This is a genomic window from Duganella sp. CT11-25, assembly GCF_047302815.1.
Classification (GTDB): domain Bacteria; phylum Pseudomonadota; class Gammaproteobacteria; order Burkholderiales; family Burkholderiaceae_D; genus Rugamonas.
Map to the genome: position 1 here is coordinate 4,494,299 of NZ_JBKBFD010000001.1, position 14,153 is coordinate 4,508,451.

At 62.9% G+C, this 14,153-nt stretch carries 15 protein-coding genes; 8 read left to right on the forward strand and 7 right to left on the reverse strand.

What is annotated here, in order from left to right; all coding sequences use genetic code 11:
- Positions 1-2: 2 nt before the first annotated feature.
- From ACEN9F_RS19270 to ACEN9F_RS19295, 6 genes are read right to left on the reverse strand one after another with little or no spacing between them, the layout of a single operon-like run.
- The gene (locus ACEN9F_RS19270) at positions 3-809 is read right to left on the reverse strand and encodes an ABC transporter ATP-binding protein (protein WP_413422354.1); all 807 of its coding nucleotides are present in this window, start codon (positions 807-809) and stop codon (positions 3-5) included.
- On the reverse strand, positions 806-2,119 hold the full coding sequence (locus tag ACEN9F_RS19275) for an ABC transporter substrate-binding protein (RefSeq protein WP_413422356.1): 1,314 nt from the start codon (positions 2,117-2,119) through the stop codon (positions 806-808). The genes ACEN9F_RS19270 and ACEN9F_RS19275 overlap by 4 nt, the downstream gene beginning before the upstream one ends.
- 30 nt (positions 2,120-2,149) lie before the next feature.
- A complete protein-coding gene (locus ACEN9F_RS19280) occupies positions 2,150-3,208 on the reverse strand; it encodes a branched-chain amino acid ABC transporter permease (RefSeq protein ID WP_413422358.1) in 1,059 nt (352 codons plus the stop codon).
- A 9-nt stretch (positions 3,209-3,217) separates the two neighbouring features.
- Complete coding sequence (locus ACEN9F_RS19285) at positions 3,218-4,114, reverse strand: branched-chain amino acid ABC transporter permease (RefSeq protein WP_413427105.1); 897 nt, start codon at positions 4,112-4,114, stop codon at positions 3,218-3,220.
- Between the two features lie 2 nt (positions 4,115-4,116).
- Positions 4,117-4,950, reverse strand: a complete 834-nt coding sequence (locus tag ACEN9F_RS19290) for an ABC transporter ATP-binding protein (protein ID WP_413427107.1) — start codon at positions 4,948-4,950, stop codon at positions 4,117-4,119.
- Positions 4,951-4,964: 14 nt separating this feature from the next.
- The gene (locus tag ACEN9F_RS19295) at positions 4,965-6,911 is read right to left on the reverse strand and encodes an AMP-binding protein (RefSeq protein ID WP_413427109.1); all 1,947 of its coding nucleotides are present in this window, start codon (positions 6,909-6,911) and stop codon (positions 4,965-4,967) included.
- Positions 6,912-7,054: 143 nt separating this feature from the next.
- On the opposite strand from ACEN9F_RS19295, the gene ACEN9F_RS19300 reads away from it, so the two are divergent.
- The 8 genes from ACEN9F_RS19300 (at position 7,055) to ACEN9F_RS19335 (ending at position 13,542) form a co-directional block, all read left to right on the forward strand.
- On the forward strand, positions 7,055-7,744 hold the full coding sequence (locus tag ACEN9F_RS19300) for a Crp/Fnr family transcriptional regulator (protein WP_413422360.1): 690 nt from the start codon (positions 7,055-7,057) through the stop codon (positions 7,742-7,744).
- A 128-nt stretch (positions 7,745-7,872) separates the two neighbouring features.
- On the forward strand, positions 7,873-8,610 hold the full coding sequence (locus ACEN9F_RS19305) for a hypothetical protein (RefSeq protein ID WP_413422362.1): 738 nt from the start codon (positions 7,873-7,875) through the stop codon (positions 8,608-8,610).
- A gap of 65 nt (positions 8,611-8,675) precedes the next feature.
- Positions 8,676-10,490 carry an aminopeptidase P family protein gene (locus ACEN9F_RS19310; RefSeq protein ID WP_413422364.1) on the forward strand — a complete coding sequence of 605 codons (1,815 nt, stop codon included), beginning with the start codon at positions 8,676-8,678 and terminating at the stop codon, positions 10,488-10,490.
- Positions 10,487-10,738: a hypothetical protein gene (locus ACEN9F_RS19315; protein ID WP_413422366.1), complete on the forward strand. Its 252-nt coding sequence runs from the start codon at positions 10,487-10,489 to the stop codon at positions 10,736-10,738. The genes ACEN9F_RS19310 and ACEN9F_RS19315 overlap by 4 nt, the downstream gene beginning before the upstream one ends.
- Before the next feature lie 13 nt (positions 10,739-10,751).
- Positions 10,752-11,498: an MgtC/SapB family protein gene (locus ACEN9F_RS19320; RefSeq protein ID WP_413422368.1), complete on the forward strand. Its 747-nt coding sequence runs from the start codon at positions 10,752-10,754 to the stop codon at positions 11,496-11,498.
- 4 nt (positions 11,499-11,502) lie between these two features.
- Complete coding sequence (locus ACEN9F_RS19325; protein ID WP_413422370.1) at positions 11,503-12,114, forward strand: DUF924 family protein; 612 nt, start codon at positions 11,503-11,505, stop codon at positions 12,112-12,114.
- Positions 12,114-12,941: a Rossmann-like and DUF2520 domain-containing protein gene (locus ACEN9F_RS19330; protein ID WP_413422372.1), complete on the forward strand. Its 828-nt coding sequence runs from the start codon at positions 12,114-12,116 to the stop codon at positions 12,939-12,941. The genes ACEN9F_RS19325 and ACEN9F_RS19330 overlap by 1 nt, the downstream gene beginning before the upstream one ends.
- Positions 12,942-13,179: 238 nt before the next feature.
- Positions 13,180-13,542: a hypothetical protein gene (locus ACEN9F_RS19335; protein ID WP_413422374.1), complete on the forward strand. Its 363-nt coding sequence runs from the start codon at positions 13,180-13,182 to the stop codon at positions 13,540-13,542.
- A 1-nt stretch (position 13,543) separates the two neighbouring features.
- On the opposite strand, the gene ACEN9F_RS19340 is transcribed toward ACEN9F_RS19335, so the two are convergent.
- Positions 13,544-14,125 (reverse strand): molybdopterin-dependent oxidoreductase, encoded by a 582-nt coding sequence (locus ACEN9F_RS19340; protein ID WP_413422376.1) that lies wholly within the window; start codon positions 14,123-14,125, stop codon positions 13,544-13,546.
- Between the last annotated feature and the right edge of the window lie 28 nt (positions 14,126-14,153).

The window sequence follows — 14,153 nt, forward strand, 5'->3', positions numbered from 1 at the left end:
TCCTATGCTAGCCAGCGCTTGCGGCGCCGGTAAAATTTCATGTCGCGGAAGCTTTTGCGGCCGGCGCCGGAAACGCCGAGGTAGAACTCCTTGACGTCTTCGTTGCTGGCCAGTTCGGACGCAGCGCCTTCCATCACCACGCGGCCGTTTTCCAGGATGTAGCCGAAGTCCGCATAGCGCAGCGCGACGTTGGTGTTTTGCTCGGCCAGCAGGAAGGAGACGTTCTCCTTGCTGTTCAAGTCCTTGACGATGCCGAAGATCTCGTCGACGATCTGCGGCGCGATGCCCATCGATGGCTCGTCCAGCAAAATCATCGACGGCTTGGCCATCAGCGCGCGGCCGATGGCGCACATCTGCTGCTCGCCGCCGGAGGTATAGCCGGCCTGGCTGCCACGGCGCTCCCTCAGGCGCGGAAAGTAGTGGTAGACCTTTTCCAGCGACTGCTTGAGCTCCGCCCGCGAAATGCTGCGGGTGTAGGCGCCGGTCAGCAGGTTTTCTTCGATGGTCAGGTGGCCGAAGCAGTGGCGGCCCTCCATCACCTGCGACAGGCCGCGCCTGACCAGTTCATTCGGCGTCAACTGGTCGATGCGCTCGCCCTTGAACTGGACTTCGCCCTTGGTGACGTCGCCGCGCTCTCCACGCAGCAAAGTGGAGATGGTCTTCAGGGTGGTGGACTTGCCGGCGCCGTTGGCGCCCAGCAGGGCCACGATCTTCCCCTGCGGGACCTGCAACGACACGCCCTTGAGCACGAGGATAACGTGGTCGTAGATCACTTCCACGTTATTCACGGAGAGATAGGGTGCCGTCATTTCGCGCAGGCCGGGGTGATTTTTTTCTCGGCCGCATAGGCTGCGGAGCTTTCCTCCAGCAGCTTGCGGGTCAGCGCCTTGTCGCCGACGATCCAGCCCGGCGTGATGGCGTTCCACTTCTTGCCGTCCCATTGCTGGACCTTCACGGCGCCCGAGCCTTCATGGTCGTCGCAGCTGGTCTTCACCGTCGGCAGCATGCCGAAGGCGCCGATGGCTTTCTGGCGTGCTTCGTCGACGTTCAGGTTCTCCAGGCCCCAGCGCATTTGCTCGCCGGTGATGCGTTTGCCCTTGCCGAACTTCTCCTGCGCGGTGCGGATCGCTTCCACCCACAGGATGCCGGCGCTGACGCCGCGCATGTGGTACACGGAGCCGATGCGGTTGCGGTCGGCCAGGTTGCCCTTGCCGGCGTCGTAGAGTTTTTTCTGGATCTCGTCCATCACCGGGTAGTTGCCGGGCGTGTTGAAGGTCATCGCGCTGTAGCCCTTGGCGGCGTCGCCGGCCGGCACGGTGTCTTCCTCGGAGCCGGCCCACCAGACGCCCAGCATTTTCTCGCGCGGGAAGCCGTTGCGCTGCGCCGTCTTGATGGCGACCGCGTTCATCGCGCCCCAGCCCCACAGGATCACGTGATCCGGATTGGCCTGGCGGATCTGCAGCCATTGCGATTGCTGTTCGGTGCCCGGCGGCGTGACGGGAATCTTGATCAGGTCGAAGCCGTACTGCTTGGACAGCGCCTCCAGCACCGGCAAGGGTTCCTTGCCGAAGGCCGAATCATGGTACAGGTGGACGATCTTCTTGCCCTTGAGTTTGTCCATGCCGCCGTTTTTATCGCCGAGGTATTTGATCATCGCGGCGGCCTGGTTCCAGTAGCTGGTAATCAGCGGGAACACATACGGGAAGACCTTGCCGTTGGCGGCGTCCGAGCGGCCGTAGCCGATCATCGTCATCGGGATCTTGTCGGTGGCCAGGCGATCCAGCACGCCGTAGGCGACGCCGGTGGACAGCGGCTCGACCAGCGTGGCGCCGCCGTTCTTGGTCTTCAGGCGCTCGTAGCATTCGACGCCGCGCGACGGGTTGTATTCGGTTTCGCATTCCTCCCAGCTGATCTTGACGCCGTTGACGCCGCCCGACAGGTTGACCAGGTTGAAGTAATCTATGATGCCGCCGTAGAAGCCGGAACCGCCCGCCGCATAAGGGCCGACGCGGTAGGAGGGCAGGGCGATGTATTGTTCGGCGGCCGGCTGCGCCCAGGCTGCGCCGGCGCTTGTCAACGTGAGTGTGAGTGCGACTACAACAGATGCGATACGCTTCATTGTCTTCTCCTCCAGGTTATTGTTATGCGTTCAGTGCGGGAAAGGCCACAGACGCAATTTCTCTTTACCGATTTGCCACAAGCGCGCCAAGCCGTGAGGCTCGACGATCAGGAAAAATATAATCAGGGCGCCGAACACCATCAACTCCAGGTTGGACGCGACGCTGGTCGGCAGCGACAGGCTGTGCGCCAGGATGTTGAGGAACACCGGCAGCAGCACGATGAAGGCCGCGCCGAGGAAGGAACCGAGCACCGAGCCGACACCGCCGATGATCACCATGAACAGGATGCGGAACGACAGGTCGAGGTTGTAGGCTTCCGGCTCGACGGTGCCGAGGTAGGCATAGGCATACAGCGCACCGGCCACGCCGCAGTAGAAGGAGCTGACCGCGAAGGCCAGCAGCTTGGTGCGCATCAGGCGGAAGCCGATCACTTCGGCCGCCACGTCCATGTCGCGCACCGCCATCCAGGAACGGCCGACGTTGGAGCGGATCATGTTCTTGGCCAGCAGCGACATCACCGCCACCACGGCCAGCACCAGCAGGTACTTGCGGTCCGGCGTATCGAAGGAATAGCCGAGGATGACGATCTTTTGTGCGGTGATGACGCCCGATGTGCTGTAGTTGGTCAGGTAGGGGATCTTGGTCAGGCACCAGACCACGAAGAACTGCGTGGCCAGCGTCGATGCTGCCAGGTAGAAGCCGCGTATGCGCAGCGACGGCAGGCCGAAGGCGATGCCGACCGCCGCCGCGCTCAAGCCGCCCAGCACGAAGGCCAGCAGCACGGGCAGGCCGGGCAGGCGGGCAAGGAAGTTATACGCCGCGAACGCGCCCACCGCCATGAAGGCTGCGGTGCCCAGCGACAGCTGCCCCGCATACCCGGTCAGGATGTTGAGGCCCAGCGCGGCCAGCGAGAAAATCAGGAAGGGGATCAGGATCGCCGACAGCGTGTACGGCGACGCGAACAGCGGCACGATCACCACGGCCACCGCCAGCAGCGCGAACAGCGCCAGCCGGTCCTGCAGGATGGGGAAGATCTGGCTGTCGGCCTGATAGCTGGTTTTGAATTGTCCTGCTTCGCGGTAGAGCATTGTGGCCTCTCAGATTCTGCGGATGATTTTTTCGCCGAACAGGCCTTCCGGCCGCACCAGCAGGAACAACAGGGCCAGCACATACGGGAACCAGCCCTCGATGCCGCCGCCGACCAGCGGGCCGATATACACCTCGGCCAGCTTTTCCGAGGCGCCGATAATCAGGCCGCCGACGATCGCGCCCGGCATCGAGGTGAAGCCGCCGAGGATCAGCACCGGCAGCGCTTTCAATGCCACGAAGGTCAGCGCGAACTGCACGCCGTTGCGCGCGCCCCACAGCAGGCCGGCGACCAGCGCGACCAATCCGGCCACGGCCCACAACACGGCCCAGATACGCTGCAGCGGTATGCCGACGGCCAGCGCGGCCTGGTGATCGTCCGCCACCGCGCGCAGAGCGCGGCCGACCTTGGTGCGCGAGAACAGCAGGGCCAGCGTGGTCACCAGCAGGCCGCAGACGGCGGCCGCCATGATGTCGAATTGCGAGACCAGGATATTGAACTTGTTCATCAGGTATTCCGACGGCACGTCCTCGATCGGCAGTTCCAGCTTGTGCACCTGCGAGCCCCACACCAGTTGCGCCAGTCCTTCGATGAAGAAGGCCAGGCCGATGGTGGCCATGAACAGCGTGATCTCCGGCTGGTTGACCAGCGGCCGCAGCACCACGCGCTCGATCGCCAGCCCCAGCGCGATCATGACCACGATGGTGATGGGGATCGCCACCCACAGCGAGACGCCGAAGTTGTCGATGATGCCGACGCAGGTCAGCGCGGCGAAGAACACCATCGCGCCCTGCGCGAAGTTGAAGACGCCGGATGCCTTATAAATCAGCACAAAGCCGATCGCCACCAGCGCGTACATCACGCCGGACAGCAGGCCACCGATCAGCACCTCGAAGAAGAAGTTGATGTTCATTCGCAGGCCACTCCCAAGTAGGCGTTGATCACGTCCTGGTTGCAGCGCACCTGGTCCGGCGTGCCGTCGCCGATCTTCTTGCCGTAGTCGAGCACCACCACGCGGTCCGAGATGTCCATCACCACGCCCATGTCATGCTCGATCAGCACGATGGTGGTGCCGAATTGGTCGTTGACGTCGAGGATGAAGCGGCACATGTCCTGTTTTTCTTCGACGTTCATGCCGGCCATCGGTTCGTCCAGCAGCAGGATCTCCGGCTCGGCGGCCAGCGCCCGGCCCAGCTCCACGCGCTTTTGCAGGCCGTAGGGCAGGCGGCCGACCGGCGTCTTGCGGATCGCCTGGATCTCCAGGAAGTCGATGATTTCCTCGGCCTTGACGCGGTGGGCGATTTCCTCGCGCCGCGCCGGCCCCCAGTACAGCGCCTGCATCAGGAAGTTCGATTTCATCTTCAGGTTACGGCCGGTCATGATGTTGTCGAGCACCGTCATGCCCTTGAACAGCGCGATATTCTGGAAGGTGCGGGCGATGCCGGATTTGGCGGCCGTGTGGCAGTCCATGTTCTTGCGGTGCTCGCCGCGGTAGATGATCTCCCCCTGTTGCGGGCGGTAGACGCCGTTGATCACGTTGAGCATCGAGCTTTTGCCGGCGCCGTTGGGACCGATGATGGCGCGGATCTCGTGCTGCTTTACGTCGAAGGAGATGTCGGTCAGCGCCTTCACGCCGCCGAAGGACAGCGAGATATTTTTCAGGTCGAGTATCACCGGGCCGGTTTTGCGCCGGGTTGGATCGGCATCCGCGCCGAAGTGGGCGTCTGGTTCGTTCATCTGCATGTTGGCGATCTCCGTCATGCCGCTGCCTGAACAGCCGGGAAGGTTTTGCTCGGCTCGATCTTCAGGTCCGCCGCCACCAGGCCGGTGCGGCCGTCCTCGAACTTGACCTGCGTTTCGATGTATTGCGACTGCTTGCCGCCGTAGAGCGCCGCGATCAGCACCGCGTATTTCTCGGCGATGAACTTGCGCCGCACTTTGCGCGTGCGCGTCAGCTCGTCGTCGTCGGGATCGAGTTCCTTGTGCAGCACCAGGTAGCGATGGATCTGCGTGTCGCTCATCATCGGTTCGGCGGCCAGGTCGGCGTTGACCTGCTCGATGCAGTCGCGCACCAGGCCGTAGACCTGCGGATGCGCCGCCAGGTCGGTGTAGCCGGAATAAGCGATGCTGCGCCGTTCGGCCCAGTTGCCCACCGCCTCGATGTCGATGTTGATGAAGGCGCAGACCTCGTCGCGCTCATGGCCGAACACCACCGCCTCCTTGATGAAGGGGAAGAACTTGAGTTTGTTCTCGATGTAGTTGGGTGCGAAGATGGCGCCGCTGTTCATCTTGCCGACGTCGGCCGCGCGGTCGATGATCTTCAGATGGCCTTCGTGGTCGAACAGGCCGGCGTCGCCGGTGTGGAAGTAGCCTTGGGCGTCGATCGCCTCGCTGGTGGCGTCGGGCCGCTTGTAATAACAGTCCATCAACGTTGGCGACTTGACCAGCACCTCGCCGTTGTCGGCCAGCTTGACCTCGACGCCCGGCGCCGGCAGGCCGACGCTATCGAACTTGATCTGGCCGTCCGGCTGCAGGCAGATGTAGGCGCAGGTTTCAGTCGAGCCGTAAAACTGCTTGAGGTTGACGCCGATGGAGCGGTAGAAACGGAACAGGTCCGGACCGATGGCCGCGCCGGCCGTGTAGGCGACGCGCACGCGCGACAGCCCGAGTACGTTTTTCAGCGGGCCGTAGACCAGCACCTTACCCAGTGCATACTGGAGGCGGTCGGCCAGCGGCACAGGCTTGTTGTCCAAAATTTGAGCACCGCAGCGGCGCGCCACCGCCATGAAGTGGTGGAACATGCGGCGCTTGATGGCGCCCGCGTCTTCCATCCGGATCATCACGGTGGTCAGCATGTTCTCGAACACGCGCGGCGGCGCGAAGTAATAAGTCGGGCCGATCTCCCGCATGTCGGTCATGACGGTATCGCCGGATTCGGGGCAGTTGACGGTGAAACCGGCCGTCATCGCCTGGGCGAAGGAGAACAGGCAGTCGCCCACCCAGGCCATCGGCAGGTAGGACAGGATGTCTTCTTCGTCGGTCAGGTGCTCGAAACCGACGCCGCCTTCGCCGGCCGCCAGCAGCGCGGCGTGGGTCTGGCACACGCCTTTGGGCTTGCCGGTGGTGCCGGAGGTGTACAGGATGATGGCGTTGTCGCCGCCGCCGCCGGCCTGAATGGCGGCGTCGAACATGCCGGGATGCTCCTTGTCCCAGGCGCGGCCCAGCTCCTGCAGGCTGGAGAAGGACAGCAGCCCCTGCTGCCGGTAGTGGCGCATGCCGCGCTCGTCGTCGTAGGCGATGTGTTCGATGTGCGGATATAAAGCTTGCAACTCCATCAATTTGTCGACCTGTTCCTGGTCCTCGACGATGGCGTAACGGATTTCGGCGTTTTCCAGCACATAGGCCATGTCGGCCGCCGGGGCGTCCTGGTACAGCGGCACCGGCACGCCGCCCAGGCATTGGGCAGCCAGCATCGACCAGTACAGTCGCGGACGGTTGTCGCCGATGATGGCCAGGTTCATGCCGCGCTGGAAGCCGATCGCGGCCAGGCCGCAGGCGAGCGCGCGCACTTCCTCGTTGACCTGGGCCCAGTTCCAGCTTTGCCAGATGCCCAGGTATTTTTCCCGAAAGGCGGGTTTTCCCGGCCGGGCCTGCGCGTGCGCCAGCAGCCGGCGAGGGAAGGTCTCGTTCTGTGTTTGCACCAGTGTCTCCTGTTGCGGGTTGCTCGTACTTATTAGTTAGTGTTCTTGATACGGCAGCTTTTTGTGTGATGATATTAGCGCGCCGCAGAGACCCAGGTTGTCTTTTCGGCGACAATTGACCGACTTTTCTATGGTGCGACGCAACAATGTCTGATCGACATCAAATAACTTTGAAAGAAGCACTGCGTTCAGCGATCTGGGCCGAAGGCCTGACGCCGGAACAAATGGCGCGCGTGGAGGCGGATACTTTCGAGACCTTCGTCCCGAAGGGCGGTTATGTCTGCCGTAAAGGCGAGATGGTCGAGAATTGGCTGGGTATTGTCGACGGCATGGTCAAGATGAATAACTTCTCCGCTGCCGGTAAAAGCGTGACCTTTACCGGCGTACCGCCGGGAGGCTGGTTCGGTGAAGGCTCGGTTTTAAAGAACGAAATCCTTAAATACGATGCGATGGCGCTGCGCGATAGCCGTATTGCGCGCATGCCGGCGGCCACATTCATGTGGCTGCTTGATAATAGCTTGCCGTTCACGCGGTTTTTAATGATGCAGCTGAATGAACGGCTGGGCCAGTTTATCGGCATGGTCGAGAACGACCGTTTATTAAATCCCGATACGCGGGTGGCGCGCTGCCTGGCGTCGATGTTCAACTCCCATTTATATCCGGGCCTGGAAAAACTGATTCAAATCTCGCAGGAAGAATTGGGTCTTTTATCCGGCGCCTCCCGCCAGCGCGCCAATCAGGCTTTGCAGCTTTTGGAAAAACAAGGCTTGCTCAGTCTCGGTCACGGCGGCATCCGCATCCTCGATCTCGACGGTCTCCGGCGCTACGAAGCGTAATTCAGGATTCACACCCGTAATACCCGCTGAATAGTTGCTGTTTTGGCGCCTCGTATGCCAAAATTTGGCTTGTTCCCGCTAAATTTCAGCTCAACTCCATTGCTGCCAACCACGCAACTCCAAGACCAATGAACAAAGAACAACAAGCTGAGACCAAGGAAAATGGGCTGTGGCTGGTATTGCTCGGTAATGCGGTTGTTGCCTCCGCATTGACGTCAACCGCTTATCTGGTTGGCGTGGTTTTCCAACAGCAGTATATGAAGGCCTTGAAATTCAACTTCGAGCTATATCCCAAGAGTTCTTCGGAGTATTTCCTCTATTCTTTCATAGCATTTTTTCAGATGTTTCCAGCCTGGCTGACGGCCGTGAGCAATGGTTTTAAAATTATCTTCATCGTTGCGTTATTCGCGTTTTTCCTGGTGTTGCTTAATTATCTGGGCGATAAGCTGGGAAAAACTGCCTGGATTAAACGCCGGCAAGAGCATTTGGGGAAAAATACGAAATTAAAAGCTCTGGGACCGTTTCTGTACATCCCTATTCTGTCTGTCACCATGATATTTTATGTCCCGCTATTGCTGGCGATAATAATGGTGATCCCGGTCGCAATCGGAGAAAAGATGGGGCAAAAGCAGGCGCATGAGGATGCAGTACATTACGCCAAGGGATGCGATATCGATCCGAAGGAAGGTTACTACTGCACCTTGATAACGGAATCCGGCAAAAAAGTCGCGCTCGGTTTTGTTGTGGATGCCTCCAGCGAATATGTGGCAATTATTGAGAACGGACGCAGCCGGTCCATACCCATTAAAGATAAAGAATTTTCACAATACGTTGCAGAGGGAACGAAGTCGACGGGGAGCAACTAGCCCATTCGCGGTATCATAGCGACAAGCTATGCCGCAGCGGCGGCGCACCGTTTATCGAGCTATCCATGCCTACTCCAGACCCCTCCCAAGTTGCCGAGCGCCTAGCGTTGCTGCGGGCGGCCATGCGTCAGCAGCACATCGACGCGCTGATGGTGCCGTCGGCCGATCCGCACTTGTCCGAGTACCTGCCGGAGCGCTGGCAGGGCCGCGAGTGGGTGTCGGGCTTTACCGGCTCGGTCGGCACCTTCATCATCACGCCGGAATTTGCCGGCATCTGGACCGACGCCCGCTACTGGACCCAGGCCGAGCTGCAACTGGCCGGGACCGGCATCCAGCTGATGAAGCTGGCCTCCGGCGCCAGCGTGCAATACGTCGACTGGCTGGCCGGCCGCCTGACATCCGGCCAGACGCTGGCCGTGGACGGCGCCGTGCTGGGTCTGGCCATCGCGCGCCTGCTGCAACAGGCGCTGGAGGCGAAAGACGTCAAGCTGCGCACCGATCTCGACCTGCTCGACCAGGTCTGGAGCGACCGCCCCGCGCTGCCGGCCGCGAAGGTGTTCGAGCACCTGCCGCCCTACGCGTCGAAAAGCCGCAGCGGCAAGCTGGCCGACCTGCGCAGCGCGATGCAGCAGCTGGGCGCCAAAAGCCACCTGATCTCGACGCTGGACGACATCGCCTACCTGTTCAACCTGCGCGGCGCCGACGTCAACTTCAATCCGGTGTTCCTGGCCCACGCGCTGGTCACGCCGACCCGCGCCACGCTGTTCGTCGGCGAAGGCAAGATCTCCGCCGAGTTGCGCGCCGTGCTGGCGGAAGAGGGCGTCGATGTCGCGCCATACGCTTCGGCCGCCGCCGCGCTGGCCGCGCTGCCCGCCGATTGCGCACTGCTGATCGACCCGCGCCGCATCACCCACGGCACCCGCCAGGCGGTATCGGCCAAGGTCAAAGTCATCGAAGCGGTCAATCCGACCACCTTCGCCAAGTCGAAGAAGAGCGAACAGGATGCCAGCCACGTGCGCGCCACGATGGAGCTGGACGGCGCCGCGCTGTGCGAATTCTTCACCTGGCTCGAACAAACGCTGGCCGACCCGGAGCGCAGGCCGCTGACCGAAGTGGCGATCGACCGCCACCTCACCGCCGCCCGCGCGCGCCGTCCGGGCTTCATCAGCCCGAGTTTCGCCACCATCGCCGGCTTCGCGGCCAACGGCGCGATCATGCACTACCGCGCCACCGAAGCGCGCCACGCGGTCATCGAAGGCAACGGCCTGCTGCTGATCGACTCCGGCGGCCAGTATCTGGGCGGCACCACCGACATCACCCGCGTGGTCGGCATCGGCCGCATCACCGGCGAGCAGCGGCGCGACTTTACGCTGGTGCTGAAGGCGATGATCGCGCTGTCGTCGGCGCGCTTCCCGCGCGGCACAAGATCGCCGATGCTGGACGCCATCGCCCGCGCGCCGCTGTGGGCCGAGGGCCTCGATTACGGCCACGGCACCGGCCACGGCGTCGGCTATTTTCTCAACGTGCACGAAGGCCCGCAGTCGATTTCGCAATCGGCGATGCCGGAGCCGCACACCGCCATGGAACCAGGCATGATTACATCGATAGAACCGGGCTTGTACCGCCCGGGTAAATGGGGCATCCGGATTGAAAACCTGGTGCTGAACCGGCCCGCCGGCCAGACCGAGTTCGGCGAGTTCCTCCACTTTGAAACGCTGACCTTGTGCCCGATCGACACCCGCTGCATTGAGCACGAGCTGCTGCGCGACGACGAGAAGCGCTGGCTCAACGACTACCATGCCACGGTGCGCAAGCGCCTGCTGCCGCAGCTGTCCGGCGACGCGCTGGCCTGGCTGGAAAACCGCACGGTGGCGATATGAGCGGCCGCGCAACCCGGGCCACGTCGGCCGTCGACCGCCTCAAAGTCCGCAGCGGCAATCCCAAGTATGTGATGTCGCGCACCGGCGCCGGCCACTTCTTCCTGACCGACGGCGCCGGCAACCCGCCGTTGTGCGCGCCGCTGGAACTCGATGACTTCGTCGCCTTCGTCAACAGCATCTCGCCCGCCGCACCCAAGCGCGTCAGCAAACTGGATATCGCCTTCGAAAAGCAGTTGATTAAAAAATAAGAAAGAGGCTCCCATGCCCGCCATCGATTTCCTGCTTGCCTACTGGTCCCACGCCGAACTCGCCACCAATGCGGTGATCCTGCTGAATTTACTCGGCGCGCTGTTGCTCGGCCTGATGGTGGGCTACGAGCGTTCCTACCACGGCCGCGCCGCCGGCATGCGCACCTATGGCCTGGTGTGCATGGCGTCCGCCGCGCTGACCGTGATCGGCGGCTATCCGGCGCACTGGTTCGGCGGCCATGTATCGCAGTACCTGGTCAATTCCGACCCGACCCGCATCGTGCAGGGCATCGTCACCGGCATCGGCTTCCTCGGCGCCGGCGTCATCATGCGCGAGGGTTTCAACATCAGCGGCTTGACCACGGCGGCCTCGATCTGGGCCTCGTCGGTGATCGGCATCATGGTCGGCGTCGGCTTTTACCTGGGCGCGATCGGACTGGCGATCCTGTGCGCCAGTTCGATGATCTTCCTGACCCGCGTGGAGGCATGGCTGCCGTCGCGGCACGCGATCGCGATCACCATGCGCTTCAAGGCGGGGTACAAGCCGCAGGAGCCGGCGCTGCGCCAGATGGCGCTGCAACGCGGCTATGAAATCGCCGGCGGCTCGCTGATGATAGGCAGCGACGGCGGCATGCAGGAATGGCGCTTCGTCGCCATCGCGCTGAGCAAGCGCAGCGGCGCGCCGATGGCGGTGCTGTCGGCCGAGCTGGCGGAATTCGAAGGCATCCACAGCTTCCAGCTCACGCACGCACGAAACTAAGATCATGAACGCACAAGCCCAGGCGGTATTCGATTTCTGGTTCCAGCCGGCGGCGGGACAGGCGGCCGACGCGCAGCGCCCCGAGTGGTTTAAAAAGGACGAGGCCTTCGACCGCGAGATCGCTGAGCGTTTCGGCGCGCAGATCGCGCTGGCGCTGGAAGGCGGCCTGCACCAGTGGGACGCCGAAGGGCCGCAAGCGGCGCTGGCGCGCATCCTGGTGCTGGACCAGTTCACCCGCAATGTCTATCGCGGCACGCCGCTGGCGTTTGCCGGCGACCACCAGGCCTTGCAGGCGGCGCTCGACATGGTCGACGCGGAAGAGGACCTGGCGCTGCCGTCGTTGCAGCGCGCCTTTGTCTATATGCCGTTCGAGCATGCGGAAGACATGGCGATGCAGGAGCGGGCCGTGGCGCTGTTCACGCGCATGGCCAACGCCGAGGGCGCCACCGCATCGCCGGCGGCCAGCAAGGGCATCGCCGGCATGCTGGATTTCGCCCGGCGCCATCGCGAAGTGATACGCCGCTTCGGCCGCTTCCCGCACCGTAACGCCATCCTTGGCCGCCCGTCGACGCCCGAGGAGGTGGAATACCTGAAGCAGCCGGGATCGGGGTTCTGATGGCTGCGCCGCTCAACCTGATCGGCGCCGGCCATGTCGGGCGCGTGCTGGGGCGCTTGTTCGCGCAGCATGGCGGCTTCCAGATCCAGCAGGTGCTGACCCGTTCCACGGAGTCGGCGCGGCAGGCGGTGGACTTCATCGGCGCCGGCAGCGCGGTGACCGGCTACGATCAGCTGCGGCCCGCCGCCGTGCACCTGCTGGCCGTCGGCGACGACCAGATCGTCGCCGCGTGCCAGGCATTGGCGCTGGCCGTGCCGCTGAAGGACAGCATCGTCTTCCATTGCAGCGGCGCGCTGGCGTCCGACCGCTTGCAGGCCGCGCGCGAGGCCGGCGCGCTGGTCGCCAGCGTCCACCCGATCCGCAGTTTTGCCGATCCGGCGGCGGTGTCCGCGCAATTCTCAGGCACCTTCTGCGGCATCGAAGGCGACGCCGCCGCGCTGGCGGTGCTGGCGCCCGCATTGCAGGCGATAGGCGCGCAGCCGGTGCCCATCGATGCCTCGGCCAAGACCGTGTATCACGCGGCCGCCGTCTTCGCCAGCAACTACCTGGTCACCGTGCTGGACGCCGCCTTGCGCGCCTACCAGGCGGCCGGCATCCCTGAACCGGTGGCGCGCCAGATGGCGCAGCCGCTGGCGAGCGAATCGATGGCCAATGTGTTCCGGCTGGGCGCCGCCGCCGCGCTGAGCGGCCCCATCGCGCGCGGCGACATGGCCACGGTCGCGCGCCAGCAGCAGGCCGTCGGCCAGTGGGATGCGGCCACCGGGACGTTGTACCAGGCGCTGGTGGCGCCGACCGTCGCGCTGGCGGCTAGAAAGCGTCAGAAATAGCGCTTCCCCTCTTATCTCCTTGCAAATTACTACTTAACAACTATATTTTAGATAGATGGGGCGGTTGTCCGGGACAAGCTTGCATTCTGGCGTTGCAGTTTTATTGGTACGAATTCACAAATAAGTCGCAGGATTAGTCGACAAACCACGGAATTAGCAATAAGCTTGTTTCTTAGAATGTTTTCTACAAGAATCAAGCTAGTTTAGCCGGCGCCAATTGGATAGTAGGGGTAAGAACATGTTATTTCTGAAAAGTACGACCGTCACGAAAGCGCCTGGAATTTACGACGTCGATATCGCCGCAAAGCCACCAGGCAAGACCTTCGGTGTGTTCATGGCTACCGATCCCGACAACCCGCCGACCGAAGTGCTGGCAGCGCTGGCGGCGATGGGCTTCAAGAGCACCTATAGCGGTGGCTACACCCACAAGGACCGCGGCAAGGTACTGGACCTGCACTTCCAAAAAGATGGCACCGACCTGTTCCAGGGCTGGAAGGCCGAGGAGATGGAAGCGAACATGGCCGCCATTACCGCGCTGTTCAGCGGCATCGGCATCACCATCGCGCCGCGCGTGATGACGCTGGCCGAAGCCTACGCCTGATTCAGGTTATTTCTATGTGATACAGCGCCCACGGGCAGGAGCCGAACCGCTCAGGCAGCGGTTTGCCTGCCATTTCGGGCACTTTATCCGCATCGTAAATCGCCCATAGCGGACCGAGGCCGCCCAGCGCCATCGGCGCGCCATCCAGATGGGTGGCGACGATATAGCGTTGCGCGCGCGCCTGCGCCACCGTCACGCCGGCCACATAGCCGTCCACCGCGCGCAGCAGCAGCTTGCCGTTGTCGCCGGGCTTGCCGCCGGCCGCCTTCACCACGTCCAGCAGCAGCGGGCCGCTCAGCGTATGGACCTTGCCGTCGTATTCCAGCGTCGGCTTGATGGTGATCGCGGGCAGGGCGGCGATCGCGGCGAAGTCGAGCGCATGCGCCTGTTCGAAGCTGACCTTCTGCTTGTACATCATCTGGTCCCGCACGGGATCGAGCTTGCCGCGATTGGGCTTGCTGATCGCGCCGGTGATCGTCAGCAGCGCCGGACCGGCGCCTTGGACGGCGGCACGGGCCGGTATGGCGACGGCGGCGGCGATGCCGGCAAGCGCGGCGGAGCCCAGGAACTGGCGTTTTTTCATGCGGGATTCTCCTGTGTGACGTAGTGCC